The following is a 17,944-nucleotide window of genomic DNA, read 5'->3' on the forward strand; positions in this document are numbered from 1 at the left end:
TGTTCAATCCCGGGGCACAGGCACAAAGTTGCCTGTGGCTTTGGCGGCCTTGAACCGGATGCGCACATGCAGGGCGCAAGCCACAAACAAGCTGGTGCACAACAGCGTTTGCAGTCCAGCCAGTGCGTTGGACGGCCAGGCGTCGCCCCAAGCCCGTACCACGCCCTCTACAAAATAAAGCCACACCAACATGCTGACCCACCGGTAGGTGTACATGCGGTTTTTAAGCAGTCCCGCTAAGGGGATGCACAGCGGCAAGACCTTGATGGCCCACCAAGAACCACCCGGCCGCAAGGGCGCCAGCCAAAGTTCCCAAAGCAGACCCAAAACAATCAGGCCAAGTAAGCTGCCCACGGCCATTTGGCGGGTCAAATTGACGCCAGCAGGGTGGTTTTCTGTGTGTGTGTTCATTGCGGTGGCATCATACCGGGCATGCAATCTTCTCTGTCAAAGTCCACTTTGCGTGCGCATTTCGCACTTTGGTGGCAAGAATTATCAGTTTTCCCTTGGCGTCAGATGGCGAGTGTCTTGGCCGAGCGTTTCCGCGATGCCCGATTGGGCGTGAGTGCCAGTTCGCTCACCTTCACCACCGTGCTGGCTTTGGTGCCTTTGTTTGCGGTGGGTTTGGCCGTGTTTGCGGCCTTCCCGGTGTTTGGCAAGTTTCAGGACACGATCCAGCGCTGGCTGATTGAAAGCTTGGTACCCGAGAGCATAGCCCGCCAGGTGCTGAGTTATCTGACGCAGTTCTCACGCAAAGCCAGCCGCTTGGGAACGGTGGGTTTGGTGGCGGTGCTCATGTCGGCCGTCTTTTTGATGGTCACGATCGAGCGCACTTTGGGACAAATCTGGGGCTTGCGCCGGCAAAGACCGTTGGCGCAAAGGGTCCTGTTGTATTGGTCATCGATCACCTTGGGGCCCCTTTTTTTGGGGGCCAGTCTGGCCATCACCTCCTACGTGCTGACCGCCTCTCGGGATGTGGTGGATGTGTTGCCGGGCTCAGTGCGTTGGTTGCTCGACAGTTTCGAATTCTTGCTGCTCACGGCCTGTGTGAGTGGTTTGTATTTTTATGTGCCGTATACCCGCGTGCGCTGGCGGCATGCGATCACGGCGGGTTTTTTTGTCGCCGGGGCACTCGAGTTGGCCAAGAAACTCATGGCCCTGTACCTGTTGGAGGTGCCCACCTATTCCCTGATTTACGGCGCATTCGCCGCGCTGCCGATTTTGTTGGTCTGGATTTACGTGACTTGGTTGCTGGTGCTGCTGGGCGCGGTCTTGGCGGCCAGCTTGCCCGAGTTGGGTCGCCAAGAGTGGCGCAAGCCCGAAGGGGCGGGCTGGGCCTTCAGGTTGGCCCTGGAGATTTTGGCCCAGCTGAACGCGGCCAAGGCGACTGAACAGCGGGGCTTGAGCACCGATGAATTGGCCAAGCGTTTGCGGGTGGAGTTGAGCGAGTTGCGTCCGGTGCTGGAAGTGTTGCAAAGCCTCGACTGGGTGGGGCGCTTGGCGGCGCAAAACGATGCAGGGCAAGCACGGCAGGTTTTGTTGGTGGACCCTGCGCTGGCCACGGTGGCGCCGTTGGCCGACCGTTTGCTGGTACTGCGGGGTTCTGCGACCGATCCGATCTGGCAGCAAACGCGCCTGGACCAAATCCGTTTGGTGCAGATGCTGCCGGATTGAGTGTTCAAAAACTCACCTTGCCGCGCCACATGTCGCGGTACATCACCCAGTCGCCCATGAAGCTGTAGAGCGGGCGTTTGAAGCTGGCCGGCTTGTTCTTTTCGAACACAAAATGCCCGATCCAGGCGCAGCCGTAACCACACAGCAAGCCATACACAAAGTACTGGGGCTTGCCGGTCACGGCCAACATGGCCAGACACACCAAACTCAATGTGCTGCCCACAAAATGCAGGCGCCGGCAGGTGCGGTGGCTGTGCTCGCTCAGGTAAAAAGGGTAGAACTCTGCAAAGCTGTTGTGCTGCGGTGTTGGTGCTTCGGTGGTGTTCATGGCAAGTCTCCTGGTGCTCATCGGATTGAAAACGGCGCGTGCAAAAAGCCGCGAAACCGAGCGCGGCCCCCGCGCTGGGGCGCTTGCGTGAGCTGGTAATTTGGAAAGCGCTGCAAAAACCGTCCGATGGCGATGCGGCCCTCCAAACGCGCCAAACTCAAACCCGCACACTGGTGCACGCCAAAGCCAAAAGCCAGGTGCTTGTTGCCGGTCCGGCGCAAATTCAGTTGTTCGGGGTTGTCATACACGGCCGGGTCGCGGTTGGCTGCACCAATGCACAGGGTGACCAAGGCGCCCACGGGCAAGTCCACGCCGTTGACCTGGGTGGCTTGCAGGGCGCGTCGGTTGCCCAGTTGGTTGGACGATTCAAAACGCAAAAATTCGTCCACGGCCAGCCCCATGATCTGTTCACGTTCTTCGGCGCTGGCAGCGGCTTGCAGGTCGGCCTTCAGTTGTTCGCGCTGCTCGGGCCATTCTTGCAGGCTGATGAGGGCGTTGCCGATCAGGTTGGTGGTGGTTTCGTGCCCGGCGTTGAGCAAGAACACGCAGTTGTGCAGCAGCTCAACCTCGCTCAAGGCGTCGCCGCCGGATTCGCCATCCTTTTCGCCCTGGATCAGTCGGGTCAGCACGTCGTGCTCCGGGTCTCCTGGATGCTGCCGGCGCTTGGCCACCAGTTCGCGCAAGTAGGCCAAAAATTCATTCACACTGCGGTGGCCCAGTGCTTCTTGCTCTGGGGTGAGGGATGGCTCCAGCGCGCCCAAAATGGCCAGCGACCAGCCGCGCAAAGGGGCACGTTCGGCGTGTGGCACATCCAGCAAATTGCCAATGATTTCGACTGGAATGGCCGAGGCAAAGTCTTCGATCAGGTCGCCGCCGCCTTGCGCCTCCATGTTGTCCAGCAGGCTGTCCACCAGTTGCACCAGGCCCGGCTCCATGGCTTCGATGGCGCGGCGGGTGAGGGCGCCCATGATCAGGCGGCGCACCCGGGTGTGCAGCGGCGGGTCGTTGAAGACCAGGCTGCTCGTGTGGTGCTCGAACAGCGGGGAGACACCATTTGCAGTGGCGAAGGGCGGCTGGTTGAACGGCGCGCGGTTGTATTTGGGGCCGAACTCGACCTGCTTGTCGGAGCTGAAGACCTTGGCGTCGCGGTACACCGCCACCAGATCGGCGTGACGGGTGAGGAAATACGAGCCATCGGGCATGCGCTTGAAGGGCGCCGACTCGCGCAGCGCGGCGTAAACCGGGTAAGGGTTGTCCAGAAAGTCGCGCGGCAAGGCCCGCAGGTCGAGGGTCTGAGCGATCCCTTGAGCCCTTTCAGCCGACAGGGGCGGGGTGATCGGCGCGTTCATGGTTTCAAGAAGGCCTTGAGCGCCCGCAGCACCCCTTCAGGCGCTTCGGTCATGAGCGAGTGGCCTGCAGGCAGTTTCACGACCTGGGGCTGCTTGCACAGATCGATCAGGCTTTGCGCAGCTTTCGGTGGCGTCATTTGGTCAGCAGTGCCCAGCACAAACAGGGTGGGGCAGGCCACTTGCGGCATGGCGGCCTCTGCGCCACGGTAATCGTCGCAGGCCTTGAAGCCGGTGTGGAACACGTTGACTTGTTTGTTGCTGGCCAGTACCCGGCGCATCAGCGCTTTGCTGCCGCCATAGAGCCAAGTGCCGGGGCCCAAGGCAGAAGGGGGTGGGGCGAGTGTGGAGTGAGAGAAGTTGTTGACCATGTCGATGGCCTTGAACGGGGCGCTGACCGATAAATCGAGCAAGGCAGGCGACACGCGCATGGGGTAGGCCGTGCCCACCAAACCCAAGTGGCTGACCCGCCCGGGGTGCGCCTTGCTGTCACGGGCGGTCGCTTCGAGGGCGATGAGCGAGCCAAAGCTGTGGCCGATCAGGGCGGCTTTGTCGATATTCAGCGCATCGAGCAGCGCGATGACGGTGTCGGCCGCTTCTTCCACGCTTTGGGGCGGGGTGCCTTCGCTTTTGCAGTGCCCGGGCAGATCGATGGCCAGCACATTCCAGCCGTGGTGGGCCATGTAGCGGGTCTGCAAAATCCAGACGCTGTGGTCGTTGAGCACGCCGTGGATGAACACGGCGGTGGGCTGCGCGGGGTTGAAGGGCTTGCCGCCGGTGTAGGCGTAGAGCTCGTGGCCTTGAACAGAGGTCTTCATGGTCAGGCTCCTGCTTTCACGCCCGCTTTTTCGGCCGCTTTCAGGGCCTTTTTCAGGTCGTCGATCAAGTCTGCCGGGTCTTCCAAGCCGATGGACAAACGGATGGTGCCGGGGCCGATGCCGCCAGCGGACAGGGCTTCGTCCGTCATGCGGAAATGCGTGGTGCTGGCCGGGTGGATCACCAGGCTGCGGCAGTCGCCCACATTGGCCAGGTGGCTGAAGACCTGGAGGGTTTCGATGAACTTTTGGCCTTGGGCGCGGCTGCCCTTGATGTCAAAACTGAAGACCGAGCCCGCGCCGCGAGGCAGGAGCTTTTGGGCCAAGGCGTGCGAAGGGTGACTCTCCAGCAGGGGGTGGCCTACGCGGCTGACGAGTGGGTGCGCGGCCAAAAACTCGACCACTTTGGCCGTGTTCTCCATGTGGCGGGCCATGCGCAGGGGCAGGGTTTCGATGCCTTGCAAAATCAGCCAAGCGGTGTGCGGGCTCATGCAGGCGCCAAAGTCGCGCAGGCCCTCGCGCCGAGCCCGCAGCAAGAAGGCGCCCACGGTGCTTTCCTCGCTGAACACCATGTTGTGAAAGCCAGCATAGGCCTGGCTCAACTCGGCAAACTTGCCCGATTGGTCCCAGTCAAAACTGCCGCCATCCACCACCACACCGCCCACCACCGTGCCGTGGCCCGACAAAAACTTGGTGGCCGAGTGGTAAACGAGGTCGGCCCCGTGGTCAAAAGGCTTGATGAGCCAGGGCGAGGTGAGGGTGGAGTCCACCAGCAAGGGCACACCCGATTCGTGCGCGATGGCGCTCACGGCCTCGATGTCCAGCACATCCATGCCGGGGTTGCCCACGGTTTCACCAAAAAAGAGTTTCGTGTCGGGCTGCACGGCGGCACGCCAGGCGTCGAGGTCGCCGGGTTTGACGAAGGTGGTGCGGATGCCAAAGCGGCTCAGGGTGTAGTGCAACAGGTTGTGCGAGCCGCCATACAGGGCCGACGAGGCCACGATGTGCGAGCCCGCCCCCATGAGGGTGGCAATGGCCAAATGCAAAGCGGCCTGACCACTTGATGTGGTGATGGCTCCAATGCCGCCTTCTAGGGCCGAAATCCGCTGCTCCAGCACCGCGTTGGTGGGGTTGCTGATGCGGCTGTACACATGGCCTGGGCGCTCGAGGTTAAACAGGGCTGCAGCCTGGTCGCTGGACTCAAAAACAAACGAGGTCGTCAGATGGATAGGAACCGCCCGTGCACCCGTTGCCGGGTCGGGGGCTGCCCCCGCATGCAGGGCCAAAGTGTCAAAACCGGGATCGCTGTAACCCGCCATGAAAGGTCTCCCAAAAAAGAAATTGTCCACCAAGCGTGAAGCCTTACGCTGAGCGTTCATTGTGGGCTATATTGACTACCAATCTAACTCGGACCGACCCTCAGGAGACACACCATGAAAGTCAGCGACATCCTCCGCGTCAAAGGCGGCACTTTGTTCACTGTGCAATCGGATGAACCTTTGGCCCTCGCCATGACCGACATGGCTGAGAAAGACTTGGGCTCCTTGGTGGTGATGGCCAAAGGGGCCCTGGCGGGCATGCTCACCTTCCGAGAAGTCATTCAGCAAATCGTGAAAAACGGTGGCCAAGCGGGGACTTCTCTGGTCAGCGATGCCATGGACAGCGAGCCTTTGACCTGTACGGGGGACACCGACATCGACGAAGTGCGTCGGATGATGCTCGAACACCACGCCCGCTACATGCCGGTCATGGAAGGCGCCATGTTGATGGGCGTGATCAGCTTTTACGACGTGGCCAAAGCCGTGGTGGACGGCCAGAACTTCGAAAACAAAATGCTCAAGGCCTACATCCGCGATTGGCCCGAAGGTTCGGGCCCTGAGGCCGAAGATGTGAAACTGTGAACGATCACCATCGCCTGTACGGGCGGGATGGTCGCTAAATATTCAAAAGCTCGGTGTGTGGCGTTTCGGGTCGTAATGCGTGGGCTGCGTGCCCATGACCTCGGTGTGCCGCATCGCCACCACCGCACCCGGTGTCGCTTTGGCTTGCGCCAGAGCGGCTTTGGAACCAGCCAGAGAGGTTTGGGCAAGGGCCATGCTGCCCAGGGGCAGAAAAGCCAAACAGGCAGTTAGCCTTCGCAGGTGGGGCACTGTATCGATGAAGAATGTTGCCTTGAAGTGATTGAACGGGTGCATGGGGAATTCTTTGGCAAAGTGAGTCAAAGACAAGCTTTGGAGTCCAGTGGGTCGAAGTTGTACGCGAGGTTGAAATTATTGACTTCGCGCACCACGGCCAACAGTTTTGGGTGCATCCCCAGGTGCATCAGCAATCAGCACTGGGCTGCGGACATTGAATTGCCCGGTGCGGATACGTTGGTAGGTGGCATCAGAGAGGATGTCACTCCCAAAGATTTTTTCGGCGCTGTTGCAAATCCTGCTCTTGCCGCGAATGTCATCTGATTTTTTGCCAGATTCGTCGAACCAGACGCAAACATCAAATTGTTTGGCTTGCTGGACATAGTTCACAGCAATGGCTTCACTGTGAAACGCCACGATGGGGTCGTCCGGAATTCCTGCCCGGAAATTGGCCAGATAAAACGATACTTTTTTCCCATCTGGGTGCGGATTGCGCAACAAGCCCACCCCTTCGAGTTTTCCGTTGAGGCACATGCCTTGGTGGTCTGAATTGGCCCAAGCCATGCAGCCCGCGTTTTTCAAGGCAATGGCATTGGCCATGATTTGGCATGGACCGGTGGGGCCTGGCAAGGAACACATTTCTTGTGCAGTGCCTGTGCCCGAAAAGAACAGGCCGCCCATGGCAATGGCCAACAGTGCATAAATATGTTTGAAGAAAAACATCGCTTAAGTTCTCCATGTTTACCCGCCGCGTGCACGACCACCGATGGTCTTGGCATCGTCGGGTTTGCTGGCTTCCAGGCGTGCAGCTTCTGCCAATTGCTGGGCCTCTTTGGCACGCAGATCGGCAAGAAACTGCGCACGCTCTGCGCTTGAGAAAGTGTGGTCACGCCTAGCGGCGTAGTCTTGCCAGCACAAGGCTGCATCGGTACTTGCAAGCGCTTTTTGATTGGCCTCCCGTGTTTGAAGCGGCAGGTCCGGTTTTTCATCGAAGGAAAGAAGCCGCTGGATTTCAGCCTTGAGCAAATGCGGGGCGTGCCCTTGCACACTGCGATACGGCTTCATGTCCTCTTCTATCGCCGCAGCAACGGCTGCCCAATCTGCGGGCGGCAAGCCTTTGGCAAATAAGGCAGTCGCCTTGTTTTGCAGCAGCACACAGTCCGCCATGAACGGCATCTTGGCCAGCTGTTGGGCATGTAGGTTAAATCCAGACGATGCAGTCAGTAGACTCAGCAGCGCCAAAGAGAGTAAATCCACAAAACGCGCTGACCGATTTTTCATTTCAATCGCCTTTCACCACAAACCGCTTGACTGCCGCACTGCAACCATCCCTGAGTTGTTTCAAGGGCAAGCCAGCCAACACCTGCCAACTCAAAGCGATGGCGCGTGGGTTCAACTGCTGCACCGCCTCACCCAAGGTGGGCAAGTTGGTGGGGACGTTCAATTTTTCTGGGGCAGCTGTCGATGGCTGCTGGTCGCACCACGCCTGCGCTTGCTCTTTGCGCCACACATCTGAAGGCTTGTTCAAGCCTTGTGCCCCCGACCTCAATGGAAATACCTCTCTCAAATAGATGGCCTGTGCCACCACATTCGTGCGGGGTGTACCCGCCTTCATCGCTGTGGACACATGTTGGGCAAACGCATTGGCTTTCGGGTTCACATTCCAAGCGTGCAAAGGTGTAACGTCGCAGGTCAGGCGTGCTTTCTTTTGCGCAGCTTCTGTTTTCACACCGGGGGCATCGGATGCGCTTGGTTTATCCGCAGTGGGTGAGTTCAACGGTTGCAGCGTTTGAAAGCCAGATTCTGTGGGCCACTGCAAATCGGCGCATGTGGTTGGTGCATGGGCGTGCGCTACAGCGCTGCTCAGCAACAAGCACACGAGTCCAGACGAAGTGACAGTGCTACGACAGTTGGTAGGTGTGAGAACCCAGTGGAGTGGCATTATTCATCCGCCCCGTGCGCCACGGCCAGTGGTCTTGGCATCGTCGGAAATTTTCTCCGCTGGTGACATGCGGGCGCGTAAGTCCTTCGCGGCTAAACACGCAAAAAGAGCAGCAGCAGGTAACTCTGTAGCACGCGCTCTTGCGCCTTCAAGTCGCTGTGTCAAATTGCCTGTGTCCATGTTTTGAATATTGCCCTCTAGAAAAGGGCGAATGTCTGACCGCATACCGGGTGCAGCAAGCGCGTTTCGCTCTTCCCTGTCGCAACTATTTTTGGGTATCCCGTTGCCTTGATTGCCCCCTGTACTGACCAGTCTCACATCCTTCTTGTTGTCACGGAGGGCTATCCCAACTAATCCAACTTTGAAGCCTGCAATATGTGCGACAGTGTCGTCGTTCGGATCAGGAGTCGAAGTCCAAGAGGCATTCCACGCCCCACCGGTGACTGACCAGCAGGTTTTCGCATTGGGCGCTATTTGGGCGGCTTCCTCTTTGGTCATTAAGCGCCATACACCCGTGCTGAAATTCTGCATTGCACTTTGCCAGGTGTAGCCAGTGCTGGTACCTGTGCAACTGCTGCCAGTCCAGTTTTCCCCCACCGCGCAGCTTCGTATCAGCAAGCCACTTGAAGGGACGGTCATGGTGCCATTTCCGTTATCGCTCAAGTTGCAGCCATGCGCCTTGAGGGTTGCCAGCAAACAGAGCAAACCAATATGTTTGCAGAAACTACGGATTGAATACGCTGCCGATAGCTGAACGGGCTTCATTGCTGCCCCCGCATCAGTTATGGCACCGGGCTTCGATGCCCTTGCCTACAACGAACGCTGCATCCACGGGTGTTGCAGGCGCTTTGCAGGCGAACCAATAGACCATTTCGGTGTTGCGGTTGTGGGCTGCAACGGTCCTGCCTGCATCGGGTGTGTGCAGCCCGTACTGCTGCTTCTCGCAATCAAAATCTGCTGACCAGTTGAATCCACCTTGAATTGTGCGGGGGCGGTAATTGCAGGTCGTGAAGTTCACCTTGTAAGCGCAGGTGTTTTTGAACGCCCCAAAGTTGCCGGAGCCAGCTTGGTCAATGGCAACGCACTCATGCGCCTGCGCTGCCGGGTCATTGGTCTTGCGCTTGCCTTGGCGCTGCTGGTCAGCGCGGGCTTGATTTTGTTGGGCGGCTTGCTGCTGAGCAGCGGTTTGTTGAGATGTATTGGATTCCGGCTGAGATGTTTGCGCTGGGTCTGATGATGCGCCGTTAGCTGCCGACTCCAAACTCAACCCGAGTAAACAAATGTTATACAGGGCACCTGTGATACCGCGCTCGATAGCAACAATATCAATTTCATATCGAGAATTACGCTGATTCTGACGATCCTTATCTATTCGCTCTTTGTATTCGGCTATTTTGCTTTCCACATTCGTTTTGAATTGCGTATTTTTCCGGTTATAAAGACCATTTTGTTTTGCGTCCGCCACCTCTCTGGGGCGGGCACTATTTACATTCTCCGCGAATTGTCTTTTGCTTTTAGCCCAGTCCGGTGATGGATTTTTGTTATTTCCGAAATCCATCAATCGATGTTCAGCATTAATTCTTGCTTGAGCTTCAGACTCGCATTGCGCCCAAGAAGAGCTCGCCATTAAAAACAAAAAAATGATTTTCCAGATATTCGCTTCGTACATGTCAGGCTCCTGTTGCAAATTGCACATGCATAGGGTCGGGCTTTGAAAAGTTGCGCCCGTCATGCCAGCCATTGGCCTGCCAGATGGCGTACCACCAGTCGGGCAATGTTTTTGTCAGCGGCACTTTTTGAGGATTGTTGAGCGGGTCCCAGTCCAAGGCGATGCCGAATGAATGCAGCGACAGTTCTTTGGAGGTGACACGCTTTTTGCGGTAGTTGAATGCGCCACCATGCAGGTCAACCCGTCGTTGGTGCAGCCAATCGCGGATTTCTGCCTCAGTGGCCGCTGCGCCCAGCTGGCCACGCGCATATTCCCAAACCTCGCGCAGCACGTTGGTGAGTGATGGCTCCAGCAAACGATGCACTCGCAAGCCAGACACTTTGATGGGTCCGTTGTAGTCTTGGTAGTAGAGCTGCCACCCAGCAGGTGGGCGAACCGTCTTGATGTTCTTGGCCTCCCATACCGGATTGAGCGTGCCGTCTGCTGCCTTAGGGTTGCCAAAAATGGCTTTGATTTCGTCGTATCCGTTGGGGGTTCTCATATTGGCTCCGGATGAATTTTTAGGTGGCTGGTGCTTGGTCAGCGTGTTGTCATGCCAATGGCCTCCAACACGGGCTCTACATGGCCACCATCAGCTTGAACATGGGCTTCAGTCCATGCCTGCCGACGCAGTCGGTAATTGGCACAAAATGTTTCGAGTTGACGCTGCCATTTCATCCACTTTTTTGTCTTTGTTCGCAACATCGTTTTTATGCTTCTGGTACTCGGGGTCCCAACGGGCTGTCAGTACATTGGCTTGCGCTGCGACTTCAGGTAGTGTGGTTTTGGCCTTGATGTCCAGTGTCGCGACGATCAAGGTCGTGGCATCTTCTGGTGAATATTTGTCCAGATCTTTGCTGAGCGAACCTGTGATGGTGGCAGGGATGTTTTGCAAAAGCGCGTCTATGCACTTGGCGCTTACTTTGTCCTCATCGGCCGATTTCCTTAGCCACTGCAAGATCAGACTCTTGTTCGCTTGCTCGGGTGTTTGCGGTTTGCGCTTTTGGGCTCCAGTGCTGGCCCCTAAGAGTTGTCCTGCGTCGTTTTCACTGAGGTTTTGCGCTGCCATGCCTGTAGCAAAAAATGAAGCAACTTTCACTCCTGCAGTGTTTTCGGTGCCTGAGCCTGCGTTGATGTCACCGCCAAAACTGGCAAATACCGAATACGAATCTTTGTTTCTGTCATTCGTGCCGTTATCAATGGCAACAAACTTGGGGTCTTTCGCGCAGCGAATAGACATTTTTTGCACGGCTTCCGTGGAGATCTTTGTTGTTCCATTCATCAGTTTTTCATTGGTCGCTTTGTTTTCGGTGTCACAATCGGTAAACGGTTTGCCATCGGCGTCGTTGGCCCACAACGGAACCCATGCAAATTCATTGGAGGAATAGCCCACAGTAAGGCCTGCATTGGTGCCGCTGGTGGGGGTGACATCGAGACCTACTTTGCGATGCACCGCAAATATCAAAGTGTTGTTGTGCGCAGGCAGTGCGCACCCTGCCAAGGTTGCAACGGCCAATACCGCACCAGTGGTGATCAGTGATCGAGTGGTTTGACGCATGGTTTCATCTCCTGTTGTTGCAGTTGGGGGTAGGCGGTCAATAACTGTTGCCATTGCTCAATGTTTTTGACAACGACGATCAGGTGGCAGTCCTTTGGCAATTCAATGCGACGGTCATCAAAGTGGCCGATGCCCAGGCCAGGTCCTATCCGCAAGCCCGTGGCTTGCACGCGTTCGATGCTGATTTGCTGCTGGTGCCGGTGTTCCAGAACCTCCAGCCAGCCCAGGTAACGCCGTGTTTGGTAGCCCTCACCATGGTCGATGGTGCTGGCACAGCCACACAAAGCCAGGCACAGCAGACATACCAAGCCCCGCGCACACTTGGCTTGAAGTGGTCTTTTCTGGTTGGTGCGATCTGCCGGGCGCATGTCTGTTTGACTGATTGTCAAGTTGCGCTGTGCTCATAAACCGCATAAGCCACATTGCCATGCGGGTCGGTGGTCACCGTGACTTGTGATCTCAGCGCTTCAGGAAACAAGGCCTTCAATTCGTCGGTGGTGCGGTAGATGAGGTGCCAGTCCATGAAGCACGCCATGTAGCCACGGCCGTAAGCGCCGGGCACGAAATTGGCCACCAGCAGCCTGCCTTTTGGGGCCAATCTTGTGAGCAGCGTGGCGATGAGTTGGCGGGCGACTGCGTCGCTCAAATAATCAAATAAACCGGCCGAATAGATGAAGTTGAACGGGCCGGGCAGCGCCACCTCGTTTTGCAGCAACTGTTTGACATTGCCGTGCAGGGCACGCACTTTGGGGGTTGTGTAGGTGGCGGTGACTTCGGCACAGGTTTGGGCATCGGCATCCAGGGCGATGAACTCGCCCTGAAAAGCATCGTTCAAAACCAAGCTGCCCTCGATTTCGCGGCAATGCCCCGAAGCGACCGACAACATGGAAAAGGGCGAATGCAATGCTGCCGTGTCGTTGATGTAAGCGTTCAGCAGGGCCTTTCTGTAGACCACACTCAAACCCATGGATACCCTTGTGGTGCACTGAAAGATGCGTGCCCCCATGGGGCTGATGCCGTGGTCGGTTTGCCCGCTGTAGATGTAGTCCAGCATCACGGCATCGCCAGCGTAGCCTCGGGGTTTGTCGTAAGCCCGTGCGGTGTAGGGGTCTTGCTGCGTGATTTCAAACAGCGGGTGCGCTCTCGCCGTCGAGATCAATTCGTGCGACCGATCTTCTTGTTCGTACTGGATGAACAAGTCGGAGAGGGGTTTGCCCAACAATCTGAGCGCGGGCATGACCTGACCCGCCAAGACTTGGCGGTAGGCAGAGTCGAGAAGGTGTTGTGGGTTCATAGTGAAAGTTGTTTTCAAAGGGTGTGATCGCTTGTATTGCTTGCAGCGCTTGAGGGGTTGGTGTCCGGTGCTTCAGCCGGCGGTCTGGCAAAGACCCATCCCTTGCCCCAGGCCGGACCGCTCAGTCTTGGGTCTTTGGCATGGCCATCCTGGGGTGCTTGGGCAGCTTCAAAGGCAGGGGCTTGCCAGAGCCAGATGGGGGTGCTCAATGGGTTGGGTGCATAGGCTGCTGGCAGCGCTTGTTGCAGCACTTGATGCAGTGTGTCTCGGGCCCAGTGGTGCCCCAAGGCGCTGAGGCACCACAGGTAGAGGTTGGGGCCGGCTTGGGGGTGAGATGCTGGATTTTTTTGCCAGACCATGTACAAGCGCACAGGGGGGATGGCCAGCGAACCCTGCGGGTTCGCGCTTTGACTGGCCGCATGCAAGGCCGAGTCCAGTGCTTGTTGCACGGCATTTTGTAAGGCGATCCCATGGGGTGTGGGCCCCAATTGCAAGGCCGCCATGGCCACATGTTCGGGCCCCATCGTGGGCAGCGCCCAGTGGTTCGATGTGGTGGGCCACGTGCCAATTTGCAGCACAGAGAGCTTTTCTTGTCGGGATGGCGTATCCCAACCATCGTGTGTCAGCGAGGTGCTGGCCTGGTTGGAAAAGTCAAACAAGCTGGCGTGCGCGGCGCTGTACATTTGGCCGGTCCAACTGGCTTGGGCCGCTTTGTAGGCCACTGCATCCTCGTACACCAGCAAGGCCAATTCGTCGGCCATGCCCAGTGGTTTTTCGAATGGCAAGATCACCGGGGCATACCACTGCAATCCCTGAGAGAACAGCAGTGCAGGGGTGGCAGGGATGAAGCTTTTCATCAAGCCTTGCGCAAACAATGGGGGGGGTAGGTTGATTTGGCGGTGGCCCAGCCAAAACCTCAAGTGCGGTGGGGTGGTGGGTGTGCTCATGTCAGAAACTCCTCAGGCACGGCTTGCAAATCGGCATGCATTTCCAGAAACCAGCGGATCACACGACGCACCCGGGCGGGCATGTAGCGATGGCGCACGCGAGCAATGTAGATTTGCTGCGAAATAGGCGTTGTGTCTGTAAATATGGCTTGCACGGCCCCTGCATCGAGATCGGCCTGTGCCACATGCTGGGCAATCAAGGTCACGCCCAAGCCTCCGCGCACCATGGCCAAAGCGCCGCGGATGTCATTGAAGGTGCCGCGCACATCCATGTCGACCAGCCTCGGCACCGCAGCCGTGGCGTCAAACGCGGCTTTCGCCCAACGGTCAATCAGCGCTTCCACGCCGGGGTAGCGCACAAAAGGCAGGTGCACCAGGTCATCCAGGCTGGAGAACGTCAACCGCGAATGGCTGGAGCCCACCCAGACATAACTTTCTTGGCAGAAGGGGTAAAGCACCAGTTGCTCGTTCTGCACGCGCTCGGTGACAAAGCCAAAATCCACATCGCCAGCCAACAAATCGGCACACACATCGGCGGTCGGTTTGAGGGCAATACTCAGCCGGATGTCGGGGCAGCTTTGGCGTTTGTCGAGCAGCCAGCCAAAATGGGGCGAGTGGATGCACGACTCGGGCATGCTGTAACTCACAAGGCCTTGCATGGCGGCGGTTTCGTGCGACACCTGTTCGGCAAATTCGTTCGTCATGCGCAGCCAATGGTCGGCAAAGTCGGCCAGCTTTTGTCCTGTGGGGGTGAGCACCATGGCGCTGGGCGTGCGGGTGAACAAGGCGGTTTGCAACCGGTCTTCGAGTTTGCCCACCTGTTGGGCCACGGCGCTCGGGCTCAGGTGGGTCAATTGGGCGGCTTTGTTGATGCTGCCGGCTTTGACGACGGCCAAAAAGCCGCGAAACAAGCGAGGGTCAATGCGTTCGTAGTCGCTGGCGGTCCAGATCATGGTGCTGACTCACTGAGGTCGAGGATTGGAGTGGCTTGTGTGGCTGATGCGGGTGCGGCCCCTGTGGCCACGGGCGCAGCGCGGTAGTCGCAGACCAAGCCCGCAGCCTCGCAGTAGGTGCAGTGGGTGGCCACGCGCGGCCAATGGCCCAGGGGCTTGGCTGGTTTGGCGTCCGAGGGCTGGGCGGGTGGCCCGTTCCACCCCCACTCGGCGTGCAGGCTTTGTTGCGCAATGCGGGCTGCCAAGCCCATTGGGTCGAGCTTGTAGGGGGCAATGCGTTGCTCGGCTGCCGTCCACTGGGCGCTGCTGACACTGCGCAGCAGTGCAATCCCATCTTCAGGCGGGCGCTTGGCGCCACCGGGTTGGCTGCTTTGCTGGTGGGGCCAATGGTTTTGCACGATGGCTTCACACAGTTGCTGCAGCGGCAGCGCTGGGTTGGCTTGACCCTCAAGCACCCAGGGGCGGAGCAGCAAAATGCCAAAAGAGACCGCCCGGATTTTTCCGGGAAGCGGTTCTTGGCGAGGGTCTCTCAATCGCCCTGCGGCTTCGAGCAGTTTGGCCAGGGCGGGAAAGTCGCGCAAAAAATCAGCATGCTGCTGGGCCGGCCAATGCACCAGTTCGGTCACATTGTCGGGGTATGAAAAATGGGCCATCGGCACCAAGCGGCAGTGCCAGACATCGGCTGTTGGCTGAGCATCTTGGGTCGAGTCGTCTGAGGCCGATGCGCCAGACACCGGCCATTGCAGGCGCAAAACGTCTTGGGTTGGCAAGCCTGGCGTTCCTTGAAGGCGAAGCCATCCGAGCGGATCTGCAATGCTGGGATCGGCCTGTCCTTGGTCATTGCAGCCGACAACCTGGCTGTTGAGTCCCTTCAAGTAAGTGGCAGGGCTGGCACCGCCAGCGTTGGCCTGCAAGGCATCGCAAAACAGGTCCCAGGCCTCTGTGCCCGCAAAAAACAACACTTGGGGGCGGCTTTGCAGCAGTTGCGCCAGGGCAAAGTTGTTTTTTCTCACGCAGTTAACAGACACCTCAGCCTTGTCGACCCCGGCGTTTTCGCTCCACTTGGCGCTGGCACAAGCGGCCATATCGAGCAGGCCAATGTCCTCGCCGGGCACGCCATTCATGCGCTGGGCCAATGTGGCCAGGCGTGTGTAAAAACCGTCGGGTGCGTACGCCACCGACACGGTTTGCTGGTCCAAGCTGGTTGGGGTCAAATAACCGGCCACGGTTGTCCCCAACGCAGCACGGCGGCGCAGCAGCACAAAATTTTCATCCGACTTCCAGGCCGGTGTGCGGGACCAAGTGGGCTGGGGCGAGACATTCCCGTCGGATCGCCACGCCAGGATGGCTTGGCGATCCGCGTTGGGGCGGCGCCCCCCCAAGGTCAGTCGGTCCGGCGCTGCCCCTGTTGGCGTGGGTCCGTCACTGGGCGCGACCCGCCAACGGCGTGTTGCACCGGTGTCCAGGCATTTTTCAAAATCATCGGCCCTGATTTGCATCAGCACCTTCTGGGTGTCCAGATGCCGGTGATAGGCCATGTAACTGCGCACATCGTCACCACTGGGGTGGACGGTGCGGATACCGGCATCGATCTCCTCATGTCTGTCCGTTTCAGCGTCACCCCTTTTGGGGGGAGGCATGTCCTGCAAGCCTGCCGCAAAATTTTTCAAATTCGGGTTGATGCCCACCAACATGGCGGGTGCTTTGCGGCAACCCTTGAGCAGGGCGGGGCTGGGTGCGCCGGCTTGCAGCGTGACTTGTGTGGGTGTGGTGTGGGTTGGGACAGTTTCTGTGTCGAGCGGCCAAGCGCTGTAGACCGGCAATGGGCCAAAGCGCCCAAAGGGCAGGCAGGGTGAAGCCTTCTCGTCTGTGCCAAGGGTGCTTTGGCGCGGCCAAAAACACTGGCAATCTCGGCAGCCATGAATCTGCTGGGCCAAAGCCAGTTCTGCAGCGCCTGTGGGCGTTTTGGGGGCCTGTGGCGCGCTCATCGGCCAAGCCCTGGTGACGGCTCGCTGCTGTCGCTGGCCACACTTGACGTCAGCATTGGCGCCGAAGCAATGGGTTGCCACAACTCAAAATGCCGCCAACGTATCCGTGTGGCGGGCGCGATGCGGCCCATTTTGGTCCAGTGCTTGGCGGCCAAGCGCAGGTGGATGGCCCACGGCATGGCACTGTGTCTGACTTCTCCCGCACACCGCCAAGGACCTTGGCACTGGGGTTGAAACAGGCATGCAAATTGGTGGCCCCTGCGCATCAGGCGCAGGCCATGCCACTGCGTCGGCTGGGGCCAGTGCGCTGGCGCCGAGTTGGCACCGTACGCGTTGAAGAGGTTGGCCGACTGCGCTTGCGCTTCCTTGTTGCCTGGCGCGCTCGGCACAAACTCCGTCACGCTGTAGGCGGTGTTCCAACCGATGCGAAACCCGTTGTCTTCATCGCATTCGGCGCTGACATAGGGGGGCGTGCCATGCACGTCAAACACCAAGTCGAAATCCTCTTTGTTGCCGCTGCCTTTGTGGGATTGGCCGCCCATGTACCTTTGCGGTCCCATGGCAATGGCCGCCAATTCCAGCGCCACACCCGGTGCGAAATGGGTGCACATGAACTGCACACGTGCATCGAAATCGCCGCCGATCTGCTCCGGCAAAACCAAGCCCGCGCCCGTGTAGTGGGCGCAAGCCGGCATGTCCCAGCCCACGCCATCACCATCTGCGGCGGCAAATGCGCCATGGTCTTGGGCCGGTACGCGGGTTTTGCTGTAGCCGTGCAGCCAATGCGCCAGTACCTTGGGCGGCATTTGGCCTGCGCGCAAATTTCTCCATGCCGCGGCAGCCTGGTCAGCGGCCATGGCATCCATGAACGTGTCGCACAAGGCGGCCTGGCGACGCCAGCCCGCGCTCGCCGCCTCCCATTTTTGGGCATTGCCCATATGCCAAGGCAGCCTCGCATCGGCGGCGCTGAGCGCAGCAGGACTCCCAAGTGGCGGGGTCGTCTGGACGGGTGCTTGCGGCTTGGACTGCATGGTGAATTCTTAAGTTTTCAAAAGCCCAAAGCATGGCGGACCACTGAACCTCCTGAGCATTGTGGAAAACCCTTGTTTTTAGGTGAAAAAACCAATCACCCCTAACGCAAACTATGGAAAACAAAAAATTATTTTTATGAAATTTTTGGTGCGCATTTTTTGATATTCACAACGACATCCAGGAGTTTTCATGCACCCATCCATTCGCTTCACAGGTTCCCCGTT

Annotated in this window: 21 protein-coding genes; 2 read left to right on the top strand and 19 right to left on the bottom strand. The window is 58.4% G+C overall.

All coding sequences use genetic code 11. The features are described 5' to 3' along the window. Nucleotides 1-3 precede the first annotated feature (3 nt). Nucleotides 4-411 carry a DUF2069 domain-containing protein gene (locus ACHEXK_RS05245; RefSeq protein WP_416548308.1) on the bottom strand — a complete coding sequence of 136 codons (408 nt, stop codon included), beginning with the start codon at nucleotides 409-411 and terminating at the stop codon, nucleotides 4-6. 21 nt (nucleotides 412-432) lie between these two features. Between ACHEXK_RS05245 and ACHEXK_RS05250 the strand changes: the two genes are divergently transcribed. Then, nucleotides 433-1,674, top strand: coding sequence for a YihY family inner membrane protein (locus tag ACHEXK_RS05250; RefSeq protein ID WP_416548309.1), 1,242 nt, complete (start codon nucleotides 433-435; stop codon nucleotides 1,672-1,674). A gap of 4 nt (nucleotides 1,675-1,678) precedes the next feature. On the opposite strand, the gene ACHEXK_RS05255 is transcribed toward ACHEXK_RS05250, so the two are convergent. Genes ACHEXK_RS05255 through ACHEXK_RS05270 form a run of 4 tightly spaced genes read right to left on the bottom strand, consistent with a single transcriptional unit; the run spans nucleotide 1,679 to nucleotide 5,482 of the window. Next, complete coding sequence (locus tag ACHEXK_RS05255; RefSeq protein WP_416548310.1) at nucleotides 1,679-2,002, bottom strand: Mpo1-like protein; 324 nt, start codon at nucleotides 2,000-2,002, stop codon at nucleotides 1,679-1,681. Between the two features lie 17 nt (nucleotides 2,003-2,019). Then, entirely contained in the window at nucleotides 2,020-3,351 is a 1,332-nt protein-coding gene (locus ACHEXK_RS05260; RefSeq protein ID WP_416548311.1) for a cytochrome P450, read from the bottom strand. After that, the gene (locus ACHEXK_RS05265) at nucleotides 3,348-4,166 is read right to left on the bottom strand and encodes an alpha/beta fold hydrolase (RefSeq protein ID WP_416548312.1); all 819 of its coding nucleotides are present in this window, start codon (nucleotides 4,164-4,166) and stop codon (nucleotides 3,348-3,350) included. The genes ACHEXK_RS05260 and ACHEXK_RS05265 overlap by 4 nt, the downstream gene beginning before the upstream one ends. A gap of 2 nt (nucleotides 4,167-4,168) precedes the next feature. Further along, nucleotides 4,169-5,482, bottom strand: a complete 1,314-nt coding sequence (locus tag ACHEXK_RS05270; RefSeq protein WP_416548313.1) for an O-acetylhomoserine aminocarboxypropyltransferase — start codon at nucleotides 5,480-5,482, stop codon at nucleotides 4,169-4,171. A 114-nt stretch (nucleotides 5,483-5,596) separates the two neighbouring features. Between ACHEXK_RS05270 and ACHEXK_RS05275 the strand changes: the two genes are divergently transcribed. Further along, nucleotides 5,597-6,064, top strand: a complete 468-nt coding sequence (locus tag ACHEXK_RS05275) for a CBS domain-containing protein (RefSeq protein WP_416548314.1) — start codon at nucleotides 5,597-5,599, stop codon at nucleotides 6,062-6,064. Nucleotides 6,065-6,106: 42 nt separating this feature from the next. On the opposite strand, the gene ACHEXK_RS05280 is transcribed toward ACHEXK_RS05275, so the two are convergent. The 14 genes from ACHEXK_RS05280 to ACHEXK_RS05345 form a co-directional block, all read right to left on the bottom strand. Beyond that, nucleotides 6,107-6,358 (bottom strand): hypothetical protein, encoded by a 252-nt coding sequence (locus ACHEXK_RS05280; protein WP_416548315.1) that lies wholly within the window; start codon nucleotides 6,356-6,358, stop codon nucleotides 6,107-6,109. Between the two features lie 75 nt (nucleotides 6,359-6,433). Beyond that, entirely contained in the window at nucleotides 6,434-6,862 is a 429-nt protein-coding gene (locus tag ACHEXK_RS05285) for a hypothetical protein (RefSeq protein ID WP_416548316.1), read from the bottom strand. A gap of 177 nt (nucleotides 6,863-7,039) precedes the next feature. Beyond that, nucleotides 7,040-7,540, bottom strand: a complete 501-nt coding sequence (locus ACHEXK_RS05290) for a hypothetical protein (RefSeq protein WP_416548317.1) — start codon at nucleotides 7,538-7,540, stop codon at nucleotides 7,040-7,042. A 40-nt stretch (nucleotides 7,541-7,580) separates the two neighbouring features. After that, a complete protein-coding gene (locus tag ACHEXK_RS05295; RefSeq protein ID WP_416548318.1) occupies nucleotides 7,581-8,027 on the bottom strand; it encodes a hypothetical protein in 447 nt (148 codons plus the stop codon). Between the two features lie 216 nt (nucleotides 8,028-8,243). Continuing rightward, complete coding sequence (locus ACHEXK_RS05300; protein WP_416548319.1) at nucleotides 8,244-9,005, bottom strand: hypothetical protein; 762 nt, start codon at nucleotides 9,003-9,005, stop codon at nucleotides 8,244-8,246. Between the two features lie 13 nt (nucleotides 9,006-9,018). Then, on the bottom strand, nucleotides 9,019-9,909 hold the full coding sequence (locus ACHEXK_RS05305) for a hypothetical protein (RefSeq protein ID WP_416548320.1): 891 nt from the start codon (nucleotides 9,907-9,909) through the stop codon (nucleotides 9,019-9,021). Nucleotide 9,910: 1 nt separating this feature from the next. Next, nucleotides 9,911-10,450 (bottom strand): M15 family metallopeptidase, encoded by a 540-nt coding sequence (locus ACHEXK_RS05310; RefSeq protein WP_416548321.1) that lies wholly within the window; start codon nucleotides 10,448-10,450, stop codon nucleotides 9,911-9,913. A gap of 108 nt (nucleotides 10,451-10,558) precedes the next feature. Then, nucleotides 10,559-11,506, bottom strand: a complete 948-nt coding sequence (locus ACHEXK_RS05315; RefSeq protein ID WP_416548322.1) for a hypothetical protein — start codon at nucleotides 11,504-11,506, stop codon at nucleotides 10,559-10,561. Beyond that, nucleotides 11,482-11,874: a hypothetical protein gene (locus ACHEXK_RS05320; protein ID WP_416548323.1), complete on the bottom strand. Its 393-nt coding sequence runs from the start codon at nucleotides 11,872-11,874 to the stop codon at nucleotides 11,482-11,484. Before ACHEXK_RS05320 ends, ACHEXK_RS05315 begins: the two co-directional genes overlap by 25 nt. Before the next feature lie 17 nt (nucleotides 11,875-11,891). Beyond that, nucleotides 11,892-12,800, bottom strand: coding sequence for a hypothetical protein (locus ACHEXK_RS05325; RefSeq protein ID WP_416548324.1), 909 nt, complete (start codon nucleotides 12,798-12,800; stop codon nucleotides 11,892-11,894). A gap of 14 nt (nucleotides 12,801-12,814) precedes the next feature. Continuing rightward, entirely contained in the window at nucleotides 12,815-13,747 is a 933-nt protein-coding gene (locus tag ACHEXK_RS05330; RefSeq protein ID WP_416548325.1) for a hypothetical protein, read from the bottom strand. After that, a complete protein-coding gene (locus tag ACHEXK_RS05335) occupies nucleotides 13,744-14,700 on the bottom strand; it encodes a LysR family transcriptional regulator (protein ID WP_416548326.1) in 957 nt (318 codons plus the stop codon). Before ACHEXK_RS05335 ends, ACHEXK_RS05330 begins: the two co-directional genes overlap by 4 nt. Continuing rightward, nucleotides 14,697-16,688 (bottom strand): hypothetical protein, encoded by a 1,992-nt coding sequence (locus ACHEXK_RS05340; protein ID WP_416548327.1) that lies wholly within the window; start codon nucleotides 16,686-16,688, stop codon nucleotides 14,697-14,699. Before ACHEXK_RS05340 ends, ACHEXK_RS05335 begins: the two co-directional genes overlap by 4 nt. Continuing rightward, on the bottom strand, nucleotides 16,685-17,719 hold the full coding sequence (locus ACHEXK_RS05345; protein WP_416548328.1) for a hypothetical protein: 1,035 nt from the start codon (nucleotides 17,717-17,719) through the stop codon (nucleotides 16,685-16,687). The genes ACHEXK_RS05340 and ACHEXK_RS05345 overlap by 4 nt, the downstream gene beginning before the upstream one ends. Nucleotides 17,720-17,944 lie beyond the last annotated feature (225 nt).

The organism is Limnohabitans sp. DCL3 (assembly GCF_048019295.1).
In the GTDB taxonomy this organism is placed as follows: Bacteria; Pseudomonadota; Gammaproteobacteria; order Burkholderiales; family Burkholderiaceae_C; genus Limnohabitans_A.

Bases quoted from the DNA above. Each gene is read 5' to 3' on its own strand.
- ACHEXK_RS05245 (WP_416548308.1), bottom strand. From the start codon at position 411: ATGAACACACACACAGAAAACCACCCTGCTGGCGTCAATTTGACCCGC.
- ACHEXK_RS05250 (WP_416548309.1), top strand. From the start codon at position 433: ATGCAATCTTCTCTGTCAAAGTCCACTTTGCGTGCGCATTTCGCACTT.
- ACHEXK_RS05255 (WP_416548310.1), bottom strand. From the start codon at position 2,002: ATGAACACCACCGAAGCACCAACACCGCAGCACAACAGCTTTGCAGAG.
- ACHEXK_RS05260 (WP_416548311.1), bottom strand. From the start codon at position 3,351: ATGAACGCGCCGATCACCCCGCCCCTGTCGGCTGAAAGGGCTCAAGGG.
- ACHEXK_RS05265 (WP_416548312.1), bottom strand. From the start codon at position 4,166: ATGAAGACCTCTGTTCAAGGCCACGAGCTCTACGCCTACACCGGCGGC.
- ACHEXK_RS05270 (WP_416548313.1), bottom strand. From the start codon at position 5,482: ATGGCGGGTTACAGCGATCCCGGTTTTGACACTTTGGCCCTGCATGCG.
- ACHEXK_RS05275 (WP_416548314.1), top strand. From the start codon at position 5,597: ATGAAAGTCAGCGACATCCTCCGCGTCAAAGGCGGCACTTTGTTCACT.
- ACHEXK_RS05280 (WP_416548315.1), bottom strand. From the start codon at position 6,358: ATGCACCCGTTCAATCACTTCAAGGCAACATTCTTCATCGATACAGTG.
- ACHEXK_RS05285 (WP_416548316.1), bottom strand. From the start codon at position 6,862: ATGGCTTGGGCCAATTCAGACCACCAAGGCATGTGCCTCAACGGAAAA.
- ACHEXK_RS05300 (WP_416548319.1), bottom strand. From the start codon at position 9,005: ATGAAGCCCGTTCAGCTATCGGCAGCGTATTCAATCCGTAGTTTCTGC.
- ACHEXK_RS05305 (WP_416548320.1), bottom strand. From the start codon at position 9,909: ATGTACGAAGCGAATATCTGGAAAATCATTTTTTTGTTTTTAATGGCG.
- ACHEXK_RS05310 (WP_416548321.1), bottom strand. From the start codon at position 10,450: ATGAGAACCCCCAACGGATACGACGAAATCAAAGCCATTTTTGGCAAC.
- ACHEXK_RS05315 (WP_416548322.1), bottom strand. From the start codon at position 11,506: ATGCGTCAAACCACTCGATCACTGATCACCACTGGTGCGGTATTGGCC.
- ACHEXK_RS05320 (WP_416548323.1), bottom strand. From the start codon at position 11,874: ATGCGCCCGGCAGATCGCACCAACCAGAAAAGACCACTTCAAGCCAAG.
- ACHEXK_RS05325 (WP_416548324.1), bottom strand. From the start codon at position 12,800: ATGAACCCACAACACCTTCTCGACTCTGCCTACCGCCAAGTCTTGGCG.
- ACHEXK_RS05330 (WP_416548325.1), bottom strand. From the start codon at position 13,747: ATGAGCACACCCACCACCCCACCGCACTTGAGGTTTTGGCTGGGCCAC.
- ACHEXK_RS05335 (WP_416548326.1), bottom strand. From the start codon at position 14,700: ATGATCTGGACCGCCAGCGACTACGAACGCATTGACCCTCGCTTGTTT.
- ACHEXK_RS05340 (WP_416548327.1), bottom strand. From the start codon at position 16,688: ATGAGCGCGCCACAGGCCCCCAAAACGCCCACAGGCGCTGCAGAACTG.
- ACHEXK_RS05345 (WP_416548328.1), bottom strand. From the start codon at position 17,719: ATGCAGTCCAAGCCGCAAGCACCCGTCCAGACGACCCCGCCACTTGGG.